General features: G+C 60.9%; 12 protein-coding genes. 6 read left to right on the top strand and 6 right to left on the bottom strand.

Going from position 1 to position 15456, the window contains the following annotated elements; translation table 11 throughout:
- Window position 1 precedes the first annotated feature (1 nt).
- A complete protein-coding gene (trmH, locus tag J0F90_RS24050; protein WP_033639122.1) occupies window positions 2-697 on the top strand; it encodes a tRNA (guanosine(18)-2'-O)-methyltransferase TrmH in 696 nt (231 codons plus the stop codon).
- Window positions 694-2775 carry an ATP-dependent DNA helicase RecG gene (recG, locus tag J0F90_RS24055; RefSeq protein ID WP_016929649.1) on the top strand — a complete coding sequence of 694 codons (2082 nt, stop codon included), beginning with the start codon at window positions 694-696 and terminating at the stop codon, window positions 2773-2775. Before trmH ends, recG begins: the two co-directional genes overlap by 4 nt.
- Window positions 2776-2817: 42 nt before the next feature.
- Here recG and gltS read toward each other — a convergent pair whose 3' ends face one another.
- Window positions 2818-4029 (bottom strand): sodium/glutamate symporter, encoded by a 1212-nt coding sequence (gltS, locus tag J0F90_RS24060; protein WP_025304708.1) that lies wholly within the window; start codon window positions 4027-4029, stop codon window positions 2818-2820.
- 240 nt (window positions 4030-4269) lie between these two features.
- Between gltS and J0F90_RS24065 the strand changes: the two genes are divergently transcribed.
- Complete coding sequence (locus J0F90_RS24065) at window positions 4270-5670, top strand: nucleobase:cation symporter-2 family protein (RefSeq protein ID WP_019452186.1); 1401 nt, start codon at window positions 4270-4272, stop codon at window positions 5668-5670.
- A 128-nt stretch (window positions 5671-5798) separates the two neighbouring features.
- Window positions 5799-7460 carry an AsmA family protein gene (locus J0F90_RS24070; RefSeq protein WP_033639120.1) on the top strand — a complete coding sequence of 554 codons (1662 nt, stop codon included), beginning with the start codon at window positions 5799-5801 and terminating at the stop codon, window positions 7458-7460.
- A gap of 38 nt (window positions 7461-7498) precedes the next feature.
- On the opposite strand, the gene fabY is transcribed toward J0F90_RS24070, so the two are convergent.
- From fabY to typA, 5 genes are all read right to left on the bottom strand, one after another.
- Complete coding sequence (fabY, locus tag J0F90_RS24075) at window positions 7499-8446, bottom strand: fatty acid biosynthesis protein FabY (RefSeq protein WP_025304711.1); 948 nt, start codon at window positions 8444-8446, stop codon at window positions 7499-7501.
- 21 nt (window positions 8447-8467) lie between these two features.
- Window positions 8468-8905, bottom strand: coding sequence for a D-aminoacyl-tRNA deacylase (dtd, locus tag J0F90_RS24080; RefSeq protein ID WP_016929644.1), 438 nt, complete (start codon window positions 8903-8905; stop codon window positions 8468-8470).
- The gene (locus J0F90_RS24085) at window positions 8902-9795 is read right to left on the bottom strand and encodes a virulence factor BrkB family protein (RefSeq protein ID WP_016929643.1); all 894 of its coding nucleotides are present in this window, start codon (window positions 9793-9795) and stop codon (window positions 8902-8904) included. The genes dtd and J0F90_RS24085 overlap by 4 nt, the downstream gene beginning before the upstream one ends.
- 51 nt (window positions 9796-9846) lie before the next feature.
- On the bottom strand, window positions 9847-10437 hold the full coding sequence (gene yihX, locus J0F90_RS24090) for a glucose-1-phosphatase (protein WP_004931242.1): 591 nt from the start codon (window positions 10435-10437) through the stop codon (window positions 9847-9849).
- 166 nt (window positions 10438-10603) lie between these two features.
- Window positions 10604-12427: a ribosome-dependent GTPase TypA gene (gene typA, locus J0F90_RS24095; RefSeq protein ID WP_004931243.1), complete on the bottom strand. Its 1824-nt coding sequence runs from the start codon at window positions 12425-12427 to the stop codon at window positions 10604-10606.
- A 370-nt stretch (window positions 12428-12797) separates the two neighbouring features.
- Here typA and glnA point away from each other — a divergent pair, with 370 nt between their 5' ends.
- A complete protein-coding gene (gene glnA, locus J0F90_RS24100) occupies window positions 12798-14207 on the top strand; it encodes a glutamate--ammonia ligase (RefSeq protein ID WP_004931244.1) in 1410 nt (469 codons plus the stop codon).
- A gap of 194 nt (window positions 14208-14401) precedes the next feature.
- Window positions 14402-15451: a nitrogen regulation protein NR(II) gene (gene glnL, locus J0F90_RS24105; protein WP_004931246.1), complete on the top strand. Its 1050-nt coding sequence runs from the start codon at window positions 14402-14404 to the stop codon at window positions 15449-15451.
- Window positions 15452-15456 lie beyond the last annotated feature (5 nt).

Below are 15456 nucleotides of genomic sequence, written 5' to 3' on the forward strand. Positions count from 1 at the left end.
TATGAGTCCTGAACGCTATGCGCGGATTTGTGAAATGCTTGCGACCCGGCAGCCGGATCTGACGGTCTGCCTGGAGCAGGTGCACAAGCCGCATAACGTCTCCGCCATTATCCGCACCGCCGACGCCGTCGGCGTGCATCAGGTCCACGCCGTGTGGCCCACCACCCGCATGCGCACCCTGGTTTCCTCCGCCGCCGGCAGCAACAGCTGGGTCAGCGTTAAAACCCATCCCACCATCGGCGACGCGGTCGGTCACCTGAAAGCGCAGGGCATGCAAATTCTGGCCACCAACCTGTCTGCGCGCGCGGTCGATTTCCGCGAGGTGGACTACACCCGGCCAACCTGCGTGCTGCTCGGCCAGGAAAAAACCGGCATCACCGAAGAAGCGCTGGCGCTGGCCGATCAAGACATCGTCATTCCGATGATCGGCATGGTGCAATCGCTCAACGTCTCCGTGGCCTCCGCGCTGATCCTGTATGAGGCGCAGCGCCAGCGGCAGAACGCCGGTCTGTATCGCCGCGACAACAGCATGCTGGACGAAGAAGAGCAGCAGCGTCTGCTGTTCGAAGGCGGCTATCCGGTGCTGGCCAACGTGGCCAAGCGCAAGGGGCTGCCGCGTCCGCAGATCGACGAACAGGGCCAGGTGGTCGCCAGCGCCGAATGGTGGGCGGCCATGCAGGCGACGGTGCGCAAATGAAAGGCCGCCTGCTGGATGCTGTCCCACTCACCACGCTTTCCGGGGTTGGCGCCAGCCAGGCGGGCAAACTGGCCAAGCTTGGCCTCGACACCATTCAGGATCTGCTGCTGCACCTGCCGCTGCGCTACGAAGACCGCACCCGTCTCTACCCGATCAACGATCTGCTGCCGGGCATCTACGCCACGGTAGAAGGGGAAGTGCTGCGCAGCGACATCAGCTTCGGCCGCCGCCGCATGCTGACCTGCCAGATCAGCGACGGCACCGGCATCCTCACCATGCGGTTCTTCAACTTCAACGCCGCAATGAAAAACAGCCTGGCCACCGGCCGCCGCGTGACCGCCTACGGCGAGATCAAACGCGGCAACCACGGCGCGGAGATCATCCATCCGGAATACCGTATTCAGGGCGAAACCAGCGAGGTTGAGCTGCAGGAGTCGCTGACGCCGGTTTACCCCACCACCGAAGGGGTGCGGCAGGCCACGCTGCGCAAGCTGACCGATCAGGCGCTGGCGCTGCTGGATACCTGCGCCATCGCCGAGCTGCTGCCGCCGGAGCTGAGCGGCGGCCTGATGAGCCTGCCGCAGGCGCTGCACACCCTGCACCGCCCGCCGCCGGACATCCAGCTGGCGGATCTGGAGCTGGGCAAACACCCGGCGCAAAAGCGTCTTATCCTCGAAGAGCTGCTGGCGCATAACCTCAGCATGCTGGCGGTGCGCGCCGGCGCGCAGAGTTATCAGGCGCAGCCGCTGCTGCCGGACGATCGGCTGAAAAACCGTTTTCTCGCCCAGTTGCCGTTCTCGCCGACCGGCGCGCAAACGCGCGTGGTGGCCGACATCGAAGCCGATATGCAAAAAGACTTCCCGATGATGCGGCTGGTGCAGGGCGACGTCGGCTCCGGCAAAACGCTGGTGGCGGCGCTGGCGGCGCTTCGCGCCATCGCGCACGGCAAGCAGGTGGCGCTGATGGCGCCGACCGAGCTGCTGGCCGAACAACATGCCAACAACTTCCGCCAGTGGTTCGAACCGCTGGGGTTGGAAGTCGGCTGGCTGGCCGGCAAGCAGAAAGGCAAGGCGCGCATTGCACAGCAGGAAGCCATCGCCAGCGGCCAGGTGTCGATGGTGGTCGGCACCCACGCCATCTTCCAGGAGCAGGTGCAGTTCAACGGCCTGGCGCTGGTGATCATCGATGAGCAGCACCGCTTCGGGGTGCATCAGCGGCTGGCGCTGTGGGAGAAAGGCGAAGAGCAAGGCTTCCACGCCCATCAGCTGATCATGACCGCCACGCCGATCCCGCGCACGCTGGCGATGACCGCCTACGCCGATCTCGATACCTCGGTCATCGACGAGCTGCCGCCGGGCCGTACGCCGGTGACCACCGTCGCCATTCCCGATACCCGCCGCGCCGACATCATTCAGCGGGTGAAAAGCGCCTGTCTGGAAGAGGGGCGACAGGCTTACTGGGTGTGCACGCTGATCGAAGAGTCCGAGCTGCTGGAAGCGCAGGCGGCGGAAGCCACTTGGGAAGAATTGAAAGCCGCGCTGCCGGAGCTGAAGGTGGCGCTGGTGCACGGCCGCATGAAAGCGCAGGAAAAGCAGGCGGTGATGCAGGCGTTTAAACAGGGCGAGCTGCAGCTGTTGGTCGCCACCACGGTGATCGAAGTCGGCGTCGACGTGCCGAACGCCAGCCTGATGATCATCGAAAACCCGGAACGGCTGGGCCTGGCGCAGCTTCACCAGCTGCGCGGCCGCGTAGGGCGCGGCGCCGTGGCCTCACACTGCGTGTTGCTGTACAAAACGCCGCTGAGCAAAACCGCGCAAACGCGCCTGCAAGTGCTGCGCGACAGCAACGACGGCTTCGTCATCGCGCAGCGCGATCTGGAGATCCGCGGCCCGGGCGAGCTGCTGGGCACCCGCCAGACCGGCAGTGCCGAATTCAAGGTGGCGGATCTGCTGCGCGACCAGGCGATGATCCCCGAAGTGCAGCGCGTCGCTCGCCATCTCCATCAGCACTATCCGGAACACGCCCAGGCGCTGATCGAACGCTGGCTGCCGGAGAAGGCGCGCTACTCCAACGCATAAAAAAGGGCGCCTGCGGCGCCCTTTTCGTGGTGACTCGCGATATCACCCCACCGCCGGGAACACCGGCAGCAGCAGATACAGCTTGATGACGATGGCGTTGGCGATATCGATAAAGAACGCCCCCACCATCGGCACCACCAGAAACGCCAGATGCGACGGGCCGAAGCGATCGGTGATCGCCTGCATGTTGGCGATCGCCGTCGGCGTGGCGCCCATGCCGAAGCCGCAGTGGCCGGCGGCCAGCACCGCCGCGTCGTAGTTCTTGCCCATCACCCGGTAAGTAACAAAGATCGCGTACAGCGCCATCACCAGCGTCTGCACCGCCAGGATCGCCAGCATCGGCAACGCCAGCGAAGCCAGCTCCCAAAGGCGCAGGCTCATCAACGCCATCGCCAGGAACAGCGACAGGCTGACATTACCCAGCACCGATACCGCCCGTTCGAACACGGTATAGAAACCGGTGAAGGCCAGGGTGTTGCTGAGGATCACCCCGACGAACAGCACGCAAACGAAGTTAGGCAGCTCAAACACCGTTCCGTTCAGCAGGCCGGCAATCAGCTGCCCCAGGCTCAGACAGATGGCGATCATGGCGATGGTTTCGATCATCACCAGCGAGGTGATCAGGCGGCCGCTTTCCGGCTTCTCGAAACCGCTCGGCTGCACGCTGTCTTCCGGGGTGCCTTCCGGCGTAGAGGAGTGTTTGACCAGATAGCGCGCCACCGGGCCGCCGATCAGGCCGCCCAGCACCAGGCCGAAGGTGGCGCAGGCCATGGCGACTTCCGTCGCGTTTTCAAAGCCGTAGCGCTCGATGAACAGCTTGCTCCAGGCCGCCCCGGTGCCGTGGCCGCCCGACAGGGTGATCGACCCGGCGATCAGGCCCATCAGCGGATCCAACCCCAGCATTTTCGCCATGCCGATGCCGATGGCGTTCTGCACCAGCAGCAGCCCCAGCACCACGAACAGGAATACCATCAGCGCCTTGCCGCCGGCGCGCAACCGCGCCAGGTTGGCGTTCAGGCCGATGGTGGCGAAGAAGGCCAGCATCAGCGGATCCTTCAGCGACATGTCAAAGCTGATTTCCCAGTTGGCGAACTTTTTCAGGGCTAACAGCAGGAGGGCCACCAGCAAACCGCCGGCGACGGGAGCGGGAATGGTATATTTTCGCAGCAGGGGAATGCTTCTGACGCACTTGCCTCCGAGAAGCAAAACCAGCGTCGCCGCGACTAACGTGCCATAAGTATCAAGATGAAACATCCAGGTACTCCATGTAAGGGAAAAGATCCAAATAAAAATAATAAGTTATAGAAAACCACTTAGTTTTTAAACTTGATGAGTGCAGGATTAGAAGTAAAAAACGCTGAGATGACAAGAAAAAATGAATGAAAATGCGACATAAACGAGAAAGTCGGCAACATAATATTTGCGCGCAACCGTTTGCTTTTGCGGGGCGGGGCATTAAAATGCCTGCTTTGCCGTATCTGGAAACGCCACACCATGAGCATGTCATCCTCCGAGCTTGATGCCGCGCGCCAAGCCGCCTCAGAACCCCGCGCCAGTGAACTGATTTATCGCCTGGAAGATCGCCCGCCGCTGCCGCAAACGCTGTTTGCCGCCGGCCAGCATCTGCTGGCGATGTTCGTCGCGGTGATCACACCGGCTCTGCTGATCTGCCAGGCGCTGGGCCTGCCAGCACAGGATACCCAGCACATCATCAGCATGTCGCTGTTCGCCTCCGGTCTGGCTTCCATTCTGCAAATCAAAACCTGGGGACCGGTGGGTTCCGGGCTGTTGTCGATTCAGGGCACCAGCTTCAATTTCGTTTCGCCGCTGATCATGGGCGGTCTGGCGCTGAAAAACGGCGGCGCCGACGTGCCGACCATGATGGCCGCGCTGTTCGGCACCCTGATGGTCGCTTCTTGCACCGAAATTTTACTGTCGCGCGTGCTGCATCTGGCGCGCCGCATCATCACCCCGCTGGTTTCCGGCATCGTGGTGATGATCATTGGCCTGTCGCTGATTCAGGTCGGTCTGACCTCGATCGGCGGCGGTTATGCCGCGATGAACGATCACAGCTTCGGCTCACCGAAAAACCTGCTGCTGGCCGGCGCGGTGCTGGCGGTCATCATCCTGCTGAACCGCCAGCGCAACCCTTACCTGCGCGTCGCTTCGCTGGTGATCGCCATGGCGGTCGGCTATCTGTTGGCCTGGGCGATGGACATGCTGCCCGCCGACGCACCGGCAGCTCCAACGGCGGCGATCACCATCCCCACGCCGCTCTATTACGGCCTGGGCTTCGACTGGAACCTGCTGCTGCCGCTGATGCTGATCTTTATGGTCACCTCGCTGGAAACCATCGGCGACATCACCGCCACTTCCGACGTCTCCGAACAGCCTGTCAGCGGGCCGCTGTACATGAAGCGCCTGAAGGGCGGCGTACTGGCCAACGGCCTGAACTCGATGCTGTCGGCGGTGTTCAACACCTTCCCCAACTCCTGCTTCGGCCAGAACAACGGCGTGATCCAGCTAACCGGCGTCGCCAGCCGCTATGTCGGCTTCGTGGTGGCGCTGATGCTGATCGCGCTGGGGCTGTTCCCGGCGGTGGCCGGCTTCGTGCAGCACATCCCCGAGCCGGTACTGGGCGGCGCGACCATCGTGATGTTCGGCACCATCGCCGCCTCCGGCGTGCGCATCGTGTCGCGCGAGCGCCTGAACCGCCGCGCCATCATGATCATGGCGCTGTCGCTGGCCGTCGGCATGGGCGTCTCCCAGCAGCCGCTGATCCTGCAGTTCGCGCCGGACTGGCTGAAAACCCTGCTCTCTTCCGGCATCGCCGCCGGCGGCATTACCGCCATCGTGCTGAACCTGGTGTTTCCGCAGGAACACGAGAAAAAGTAACCCGCCCATTGGCGTTCAAACGGCCGCTTGCGGCCGTTTTTTATTGTCTATCAGACCATTGCCCTTGAGATGCCCAGCCAATTGCGGCATAAACAGGGTATCTTTTTTGACCGATGCGGATGTAGACGATGAAATTTATCGGAAAGCTGTTGCTGACGTTGCTGCTGCTGATCGTGCTGGCGGTGGTGCTGCTGTACCTGGTCGGGCAAACCCGCTGGGCGGCAGGCCGCCTGAGCGCCTGGATCAGCGACAACAGCGAATACCGCCTGTCGATAGGAAAAATCACCCATTCGTGGCGCCAACCGGACCAGATCGCTCTGGAAGACGTGCGGCTGGCGCGCAGCGGCCAGCCGCAGGCGCTGGTCGCCAAACGCGTCGATCTCGGCCTCAGCCTGCGCCAAATCACCGAACCGCGCTATTTCCACAGCGTCACGCTGCGTGACGGCACGCTGAACGTGCAGCCGCAGACTGCGGCGCTGCCTGTACAGGCCGACGTGCTGCAACTGAGCAACATGGCGCTGCAATCCAACGATAACGCGTGGCAGCTCAACGCGCAGCAGGTCAATGCCGGCATCACGCCGTGGCGCCCGCTGGCCGGCCATCTGCTGGGGGACAACAATCAGTTCCAGTTCAGCGCCGGTTCGATGACGCTGAACGGCATCCCCGCTTCGAAGGTGTTGGTGCAGGGGGAGCAAAAGCAGGGTCAGCTGCTGTTGAACAATTTCGGCGCCGATCTGGCGCAGGGCGACCTGACCGGCGTAGCCAGCCGCGCCGCCGACGGCAGTTGGCAGGTGGATCGCCTGCGGCTGAGCGGCGTGCGCCTGCAGACCCCGATGACGTTGGCGGAATTCATGCGGCGCTTTACCGCCCTGCCGCCGGTCACCCTCAAGCGTTTCGATCTGATCGACGCGCGCCTGGAAGGCAAGGCGTGGGCGTTTAACGATCTCGATCTGTCGCTGCAAAACGTCAGCATCGAAAAAGGCGATTGGCGCAGCGAAGACGGCTCACTCAACGTCAATGCCAGTGATGTGATCAACGGCGGTTTCCATCTGATCGACCCGATCGCCACCCTGCGCCTCTCCTCCGCCGGCATCGCCATTCAGCAGTTCACCACCCGTTGGGAAGGCGGGCTGCTGCGCACCTCCGGCAATTGGCTGCGCGCCGGCAAACGCCTGCAGCTGGATGAAGTGGCCATGGCGGCGCTGGAGTACACCCTGCCTATCGACTGGCGCGAGCTGTGGCTGAAACCGCTGCCGGACTGGCTGGCCGAGGTGTACGTCACCAAGCTGACCACCAACCGCAATCTGATTATCGATATCAACCCGGCATTCCCGTTCCAGATCACCGCGCTGGACGGTTACGGCAGCAACCTGCTGCTGGCGCGCGACCACCAGTGGGGCATATGGTCCGGTTCGCTGAACCTGAACGGCAGCGAGGCGACCTTCAACAAGATCGACGTGCGGCGCCCTTCGCTGGCGCTGAACGCCGACGCCAGCCAGATCGCCGTCACCGAACTCAGCGCCTTCATGCCTAATGGGTTGCTTGAGGCCAAAGCGACCGTCGATCAGTTGCCGGGCAAGCCGTTCCAGCTGATGCTGCACGGCCGCTCGGTACCGCTCAATACCTTGCAGCAATGGGGATGGCAGCCGGTGCCGCTGACGGGCGACGGCAACCTTGAGCTGCAGTTGAAAGGGCTGCTGAACAGCGACGGGCCGTTCAAAGCTTCATTGAAGGGGACTCTGCAAGCCACCGCCGGCGACGGCCAGACGGTGAACCAACAGCTGCCGTAATGCACTGCGCGGCCCGCCCTCAGGGCAGGGCCGCCGCCTTACTCCTCCAGCGCTTCAGAGCCGCCCTGATCCAGCGGCACATCCGGCTCGGCCGGCAACACCATGTAAGTGCCTTCGAACACCGCGCCCTTATCCTCATCGCCGAACAGATGCACTTCGGCGTGCACGCGCGCGCGGCGGCCGCGCGCCAGACGCGCCAAGTCGCCGCTCAGCGAACCAAGATCCGCCACCGCCCGCGGCCTGCCGGTGATCGGTTTGCTGTAGCGAATGTGCGCGTCCGCCAGAATGATGGTGCCGCCGAGATGGCGCTCGCGCAACAGCAGCCAAATCAGCCCCCAGGCGGTCAGCGTCGCCAGTGAGAACAGGCTGCCGGCAAACAGCGTATGGTGCGGATTCTGGTTGCCGATCTCCGGCATGGTGGTGACGAAGCGCTGGCCGGTGTATTGGCTGATGCGCACGCCCATCTTTTCGCTCAGCGGGATATGTTCATACCAGGCCTGCTGCAATTGGCCGCACCAGTCGGGGCGATGCAGGATATCGTCCAGCGTCGCTACCGGTTTAATCATCAAGAAGTGACGGATCGGGGTGGTCTGCGGCGCGGTGATCTCGCCCTGATTGACGAACCCCAGCTTGGCGAAGAAATCCACCGCGTCTTCACGGGCGCTGCACACCACCCGCTTCACGCCTTCCTGCCGCGCGACGGACTCCAGCGTTATCGCTACCAGCGTCCCGAGCCCTTTATCCTGCAACGTCGGGTCTACCGCCAGAAAACGGATCGCCGCCTCGTTGTCGGCATTGATGTACAGCCGCCCAATGGCGACGATTTTACCGGCCTCGTCCACCACCATTTGGTGATGGGCCATGGCGTCATAGGCATCCTTTTCCGAACCCACCGGCTGGTGCAGCGGCTTGCGCAGCATTTCCCAGCGAAACTGGTAATATTCCTTCAGTTCTTGCTCTGTTACGGGTACTCGTAGGTGATACATAGACGCCTGTTCTCCGAATGCTTAGACCTGTAGCCAGAATGTCACCGGACCATCGTTGACCAGCGCCACCTGCATGTCGGCGGCGAACTCGCCGGTCTGGGTCTCTACGCCGCGTTCGCGGCATTGGCCAACAAAATATTGATACAACCGATCGGCGACCAAAGGCGCGGCGCCGCGCGAGAAGCTGGGCCGCATGCCCTTCTGGGTGTCCGCCGCCAGGGTGAACTGCGAAACGACCAGCACGCTGCCCCCGGCCTGCTGGACGTTGAGGTTCATCTTGTCGTTCTCGTCGCCGAAAATGCGGTATCCCAACACGCGTTCGCACAGGCGCTGCGCTTTTTGCTCGTTATCGCCCTGCTCCACGCCCAATAACACTAACAAACCGGGGCCAATTTTGCCTACCGTCTCGCCACCTACCGTGACGCTGGCGTTTAACACCCGTTGAATCAACGCAATCATTCCTGCTGCCCTTCTGGTTTTGGTTCCTGTTGCTCCGCCTTCTGCCGGCGGTAGTCGCGGTATTCGCCGATGGTCACGGTGATTTCCGCGCCGAGTAACACGATACACCAGCTCCAGTAGACCCACAGGAATAAAATCGGGATCACCGCCAGCACGCCGTAAATCAGCTGATAGGAAGGGAACATGGTGACGTACAGCGCGAATCCCTTCTTGCCCAGCTCGAACAGCAATCCGGCCACCACCGCGCCGATCAGCGCGTCTTTGGGCGGCACGCGCACCGTCGGCACGATGCAATACAGCAGCCAGAAGGAGATGCACGACAAAATCAGCGGGAAAATGCGTAGCACCTGATCCACCAGCCCGTTAACCCCGGTCTGCGCCAGCCAGTTGAGCGACAGCAGGTAGGAGCTGATGGCCATGCTGGCGCCCACCAGCAGCGGCCCCAGCGTCAGCACCATCCAGTACACGGCGAAGGAGAAGACGATCGGCCGTTTGTTCTTGCTGCGCCAGATGGTGTTCAGCACGCTGTCCACCGAGGAGATCAACAATAGCGCGGTGACAATCAGCCCGCAGGTGCCGACGGCGGTCATCTTGTTGGAGTTGGCGACGAACTGCTCCAGGTAGTTCTGGATCACATTGCCGGCGGCCGGCACGAAATTGGCAAAAACAAAGCGCTTCAGCTGTTCGCTGATGTCGGCAAACATCGGGAAAGCGGCGAACAGCGCGAACACCACGGTGACCAACGGCACCAGCGACAGCAGAGAAACATACGCGAGATGGCCCGCCAGCATCGTCAGGCCATCGTTGTCGATGCGCTGGTACAGCAAACGCCCAAAAGTAACGCCGGGCTTAATCGCAGGGGGCAGCTTCTTGCGGCGGAAAAACGACATGGTCACTCCTTGATGTCCGTTGATACGCCTTAAGCTTAACGCGCCCTGCGCTCATTGGGCAAAATAGGCCGGCACCACGTCGCGATCGGTGACGTGCACCGTCTTGATCCCCAGCGCCTGCGCGGCGAGGACGTTCGCCGGGTGATCGTCGAAGAACACCGCGTCTGCGGCGGCGGTGTTTTCCGCGGCCAGCACATGTTGATAGATATCGGCCTCCGGCTTGCGCATGCCGAGATCTTGCGACAAATAGAGATGATCGGCGGCGGCGGCCACTTCAGGATAGTGCTGCGGCCAGTAGTTGCAGTGCAGACGGTTGGTGTTCGACAGCACCACCACCCGGTGGCCTTCGTTGCGCAGGCGCTGCATGATGTCGATCACTTCCGGGCGCAGCGCGACGAATACCGCCTGCCAGCCGGTGGCGAATTGTTCGAAGCTGAGCGCGATGCCCATTTCATCGCACAGCTTGCCGGCGAAGTCTTCGTCGCTGATTTCACCGCGCTCATGTTGCTGGAACACCTCACCCATGGCGAAACGATCGGACAGCACCGCCAACGGCGTGCCGCTCAAATTGCTCCACACGCCCAGCACACGCTTGAAATCGATATCGACGATCACATTACCTAAATCAAAGATATACAGCATAGTCCTCTCCTGATGGGCCGGTGAGATTTCACTGTAGCGGGAAAAGGAACAGCTGAACAGGGAGCGAACGGAAAAGCGCATAGCGCGCCGCACAAACGGGGAACAACAGAGGAAAAAACTCAGGGCGCGAGAACCGCGCCCTAAGCATGAGACACTCAATCAGCGATTAAGCGTCTTTTGGACCGCGGCTGGCACGCTTACGATCGTTTTCCGTCAGGTGACGCTTACGGATACGGATCGAGGTTGGCGTCACTTCTACCAGTTCGTCGTCATCGATGAACTCCAGAGCTTGCTCCAGGGTCATTTTGATGGCCGGAACCAGGGTAGTCGCTTCGTCAGTACCGGAAGCACGCATGTTGGTCAGCTTCTTACCGGTCAGGCAGTTTACGGTCAGGTCGTTGGAACGTGAGTGAATACCGATGATCTGGCCTTCATACACTTCCGCACCGTGGCCCAGGAACAGCTTGCCGCGATCCTGCAGGCCGAACAGCGCGAACGCGACCGCTTTGCCCTGGCCGTTGGAGATCAGCACGCCGTTCTGACGCTGGCCCACTTCGCCCGGACGCACGTCGTCGTAGTGGCTGAAGGTGGAGTACAGCAGACCGGTACCCGAAGTCATGGTCATGAATTCGTTACGGAAGCCGATCAGACCGCGGCTTGGGATCACGTAGTCGAGACGCACGCGGCCCTTACCGTCCGGATCCATGTTTTTCAGGTCGGCTTTACGCTCGCCCATCGCCTGCATCACGGAACCCTGATGCTGCTCTTCGATATCCAGCGTCACGTTCTCGAATGGCTCCTGCTTGCGGCCATCGATTTCGCGGAAGATAACTTTCGGACGGGAAACCGCCAACTCGAAACCTTCACGGCGCATGTTTTCGATCAGCACCGACAGGTGCAGCTCGCCACGACCGGATACGCGGAAGGCGTCCGCATCGTCGGTTTCTTCAACGCGCAGCGCCACGTTGTGCACCAGCTCTTTGTTCAGACGGTCAAGGATCTGACGCGACGTCACGTACTTGCCTTCTTTACCGCAGAACGGCGAGGTGTTGACGTTGAAGAACATGGTGACGGTCGGTTCGTCGACGGACAGCGCCGGCAGCGCTTCTACGGCGTTGGTGTCGCAGATGGTGTCGGAGATGTTCAGCTCGCCCAGGCCGGTGATGGCGATGATGTCGCCCGCTTCCGCCAGGGTGCTGTCGATACGCTCCAGACCCAGGTGACCCAGCACTTTACCCACTTTACCGTTGCGAGTTTTGCCTTCGCTGTCGATGATGGTGACCTGCTGGTTCGGCTTCACTTTACCGCGCTTGATGCGGCCGATGCCGATAACGCCCAGGTAGTTGTTGTAGTCCAACTGGGAGATCTGCATCTGGAATGGCGCTTCCAGCTCAACCTGCGGCGCAGACACGTGGTCGACGATCGCCTGATACAGCGGGGTCATGTCTTCCGCCATGTCGGTGTGGTCGACGCCGGCGATGCCGTTCAGCGCAGAAGCGTAGATGATCGGGAAGTCGAGCTGCTCGTCGGTCGCATCGAGGTTCACGAACAGGTCGAACACCTGATCCACAACCCAGTCAGGGCGCGCGCCAGGGCGGTCAACCTTGTTGATGACCACGATCGGCTTCAGACCATTGGCGAAGGCCTTCTTGGTCACGAAGCGGGTTTGCGGCATAGGGCCATCCATTGCATCCACAACCAGCAGCACCGAGTCAACCATCGACATCACGCGCTCTACCTCGCCGCCGAAGTCGGCGTGTCCTGGGGTATCCACGATGTTGATGCGGTAACCGTTCCAATTAATGGCGGTGTTTTTTGCGAGGATGGTAATCCCACGCTCTTTCTCCAAATCGTTGGAGTCCATTACGCGTTCGGTGGCTTCCGCACGCTCTCCGAAAGTACCGGATTGTTGCAGCAGCTTATCAACCAGGGTGGTTTTACCATGGTCAACGTGGGCAATAATGGCGATGTTACGCAAATTTTCGATCACAGCTTTGCCTCGGGCATTAGAAATAGCGCGCTATTGTACACGTATTAAGCGAGGGACTAAACAAGATCACAACCATCTCTTATAAACAACCGCGTACCGGTCAGTTTGTGATCCCTTTCACGGTGCAAAAAGCCGCAATCGTTGCACTTTTGCACCATTTCAGTGCCCTCACTCACTCCGATTGCACCACTTCGGTGCAATTTATCACTGATGGTGCATACTGGGGTTGGGTAAAACCCGCGCAGAAAGGCGATGAAAGCCTTTTTTAAAAGTTGGCACGCTTTTCGCTTTAGTCTTTTCAAGGCGAAAAAAAGCCAGTTCCACAGATTCGTTCCACGACGACGACAATGATAAACCGGGAGAGTTAAGTATGTCCGCTGAACACGTTTTGACGATGCTGAATGAGCATGAAGTGAAATTCGTAGACCTGCGTTTCACTGACACCAAGGGTAAGGAACAGCACGTGACTATCCCGGCTCACCAGGTAAACGCCGACTTCTTCGAAGAAGGTAAAATGTTTGACGGCTCCTCTATCGGTGGTTGGAAGGGCATCAACGAATCTGACATGGTGCTGATGCCGGACGCCAGCACGGCGGTTCTGGATCCGTTCTTCGAAGAACCTACGCTGATTATTCGCTGCGACATTCTCGAGCCGGGCACCATGCAAGGCTACGATCGCGACCCGCGCTCCATTTCCAAACGCGCCGAAGACTTCCTGCGCTCCTCCGGCATCGCGGACACCGTGCTGTTCGGGCCAGAGCCTGAGTTCTTCCTGTTCGACGACATCCGCTTCGGCAGCAGCATCCGCGGTTCCCACGTGGCGATCGACGATATCGAAGGCGCCTGGAACTCCGGCACAAAATACGACGGCGGCAACAAAGGCCACCGTCCGGCGGTGAAAGGCGGTTACTTCCCGGTTCCACCGGTCGACTCTTCGCAGGATCTGCGTTCCACCATGTGTCTGACCATGGAAGAGATGGGCCTGGTGGTTGAAGCGCACCACCACGAAGTGGCGACCGCCGGTCAGAACGAAGTGGCGACCCGCTTCAACACCATGACCAAGAAAGCCGACGAAATTCAGATCTACAAGTACGTAGTGCACAACGTGGCGCACGCCTTTGGTAAAACCGCAACCTTCATGCCGAAGCCTATGTTCGGCGACAACGGTTCCGGCATGCACTGCCACATGTCGCTGTCCAAGAACGGCACCAACCTGTTCGCCGGCGACAAATACGGCGGCCTGTCTGAAACCGCGCTGTTCTACATCGGCGGCATCATCAAGCACGCCAAGGCGATCAACGCGCTGGCCAACCCGACCACCAACTCGTACAAACGTCTGGTGCCGGGCTACGAAGCGCCGGTGATGCTGGCTTACTCCGCCCGTAACCGCTCCGCGTCCATCCGTATCCCGGTGGTCGCCAGCCCGAAAGCGCGCCGCATCGAAGCCCGCTTCCCGGATCCGGCGGCTAACCCATACCTGTGCTTCGCCGCGCTGCTGATGGCCGGCCTGGACGGCATCATCAACAAGATCCACCCTGGCGACGCCATGGACAAAAACCTGTACGACCTGCCGCCGGAAGAAGAAGCCGAGATCCCAAAAGTGGCCGGCTCGCTGGACGAGGCGATGGCCGCACTGAACGAAGACCGCGAGTTCCTGACCCGCGGCGGCGTGTTCACCGACGATGCGATCGATGCCTACATCGAACTGCGCAAAGAAGAGATGGACCGCATTCGCATGACGCCACACCCGGTCGAGTTCGAACTGTACTACAGCGTCTAAGTTCTACCCGCGCCGTCTGCCCTGGCGGACGGCGCCCACAATTTTTGTTATCGCTTTTTTGTTGCCGTGGAAACTTTCAGCCCATCTTCGGATGGGTTTTTTTCTCCACCGTATTTTCTGCAAAACTATTCCATACCGTGTCGATCCCGGATGGAGTAGGATAGATGCACTAAAAAGGTGCAGGAGTCTGCTGTATGGCAACTGGCAAGCTGCCCGATGCTGGGCAGATCCTCAATTCACTCATCAACAGCATCCTGCTGTTGGATGACTCACTGGCGGTTCACTACGCCAACCCGGCGGCACAGCAGCTGCTGGCGCAAAGCTCCCGCAAGCTGTTCGGTACGCCGCTGCCCGATTTGCTCGGTTATTTTTCGCTGAACGTCTCTTTGATGCGCGAAAGCCTGCGCGCCGGGCAGGGCTTCACCGATAACGAAGTGACCCTGGTGGTCGACGGCCGCGCGCATATCCTTTCCCTGACCGCTCAGGCGCTGCCGGAAGGCTATATCCTGGTCGAACTGGCGCCGATGGACAATCAGCGCCGCCTGAGCCAGGAACAGCTGCAGCATGCCCAACAGGTAGCAGCCCGCGATCTGGTGCGCGGTTTGGCGCACGAAATCAAAAACCCGCTGGGCGGCCTGCGGGGCGCGGCGCAGCTGCTGGCCAAGGCGCTGCCCGATCCGGCGCTGACCGAATACACCAAGGTGATCATTGAGCAGGCCGATCGGCTGCGCAATCTGGTGGATCGTCTGCTCGGGCCGCAGCGGCCCGGCCAGCATATTACCCAGAGCATTCATCAGGTCGCGGAGCGCGTCTGCCAACTGGTGTCGCTGGAAATGCCGGATAACGTCACGCTGGTGCGCGACTACGATCCGAGTCTGCCGGAAATGGCTCATGACCCGGATCAGATAGAACAGGTGCTGCTGAACATCACCCGCAATGCGCTGCAGGCGCTGGGCGAGGCGGGCGGCACCATCACGCTGCGCACCCGCACCGCGTTTCAGATTACGTTGCACGGTACCCGCTACCGACTGGCGGCGCGCATCGACGTCGAAGACGACGGCCCCGGCGTGCCGGCGCAGCTGCAGGACACGCTGTTCTACCCGATGGTCAGCGGCCGTGAAGGCGGTACCGGCCTGGGATTATCCATCGCCCGCAATCTGATCGATCAGCATTGCGGAAAAATTGAATTCAACAGTTGGCCAGGTCATACCGAATTCTCGGTCTACCTGCCCATTCGTCAGTGAGGTTT

The organism is Serratia marcescens subsp. marcescens ATCC 13880, assembly GCF_017299535.1.
GTDB lineage: Bacteria > Pseudomonadota > Gammaproteobacteria > Enterobacterales > Enterobacteriaceae > Serratia > Serratia marcescens.

Bases quoted from the DNA above. Each gene is read 5' to 3' on its own strand.
- trmH (WP_033639122.1), top strand. From the start codon at position 2: ATGAGTCCTGAACGCTATGCGCGGATTTGTGAAATGCTTGCGACCCGG.
- recG (WP_016929649.1), top strand. From the start codon at position 694: ATGAAAGGCCGCCTGCTGGATGCTGTCCCACTCACCACGCTTTCCGGG.
- gltS (WP_025304708.1), bottom strand. From the start codon at position 4,029: ATGTTTCATCTTGATACTTATGGCACGTTAGTCGCGGCGACGCTGGTT.
- J0F90_RS24065 (WP_019452186.1), top strand. From the start codon at position 4,270: ATGAGCATGTCATCCTCCGAGCTTGATGCCGCGCGCCAAGCCGCCTCA.
- J0F90_RS24070 (WP_033639120.1), top strand. From the start codon at position 5,799: ATGAAATTTATCGGAAAGCTGTTGCTGACGTTGCTGCTGCTGATCGTG.
- fabY (WP_025304711.1), bottom strand. From the start codon at position 8,446: ATGTATCACCTACGAGTACCCGTAACAGAGCAAGAACTGAAGGAATAT.
- dtd (WP_016929644.1), bottom strand. From the start codon at position 8,905: ATGATTGCGTTGATTCAACGGGTGTTAAACGCCAGCGTCACGGTAGGT.
- J0F90_RS24085 (WP_016929643.1), bottom strand. From the start codon at position 9,795: ATGTCGTTTTTCCGCCGCAAGAAGCTGCCCCCTGCGATTAAGCCCGGC.
- yihX (WP_004931242.1), bottom strand. From the start codon at position 10,437: ATGCTGTATATCTTTGATTTAGGTAATGTGATCGTCGATATCGATTTC.
- glnA (WP_004931244.1), top strand. From the start codon at position 12,798: ATGTCCGCTGAACACGTTTTGACGATGCTGAATGAGCATGAAGTGAAA.
- glnL (WP_004931246.1), top strand. From the start codon at position 14,402: ATGGCAACTGGCAAGCTGCCCGATGCTGGGCAGATCCTCAATTCACTC.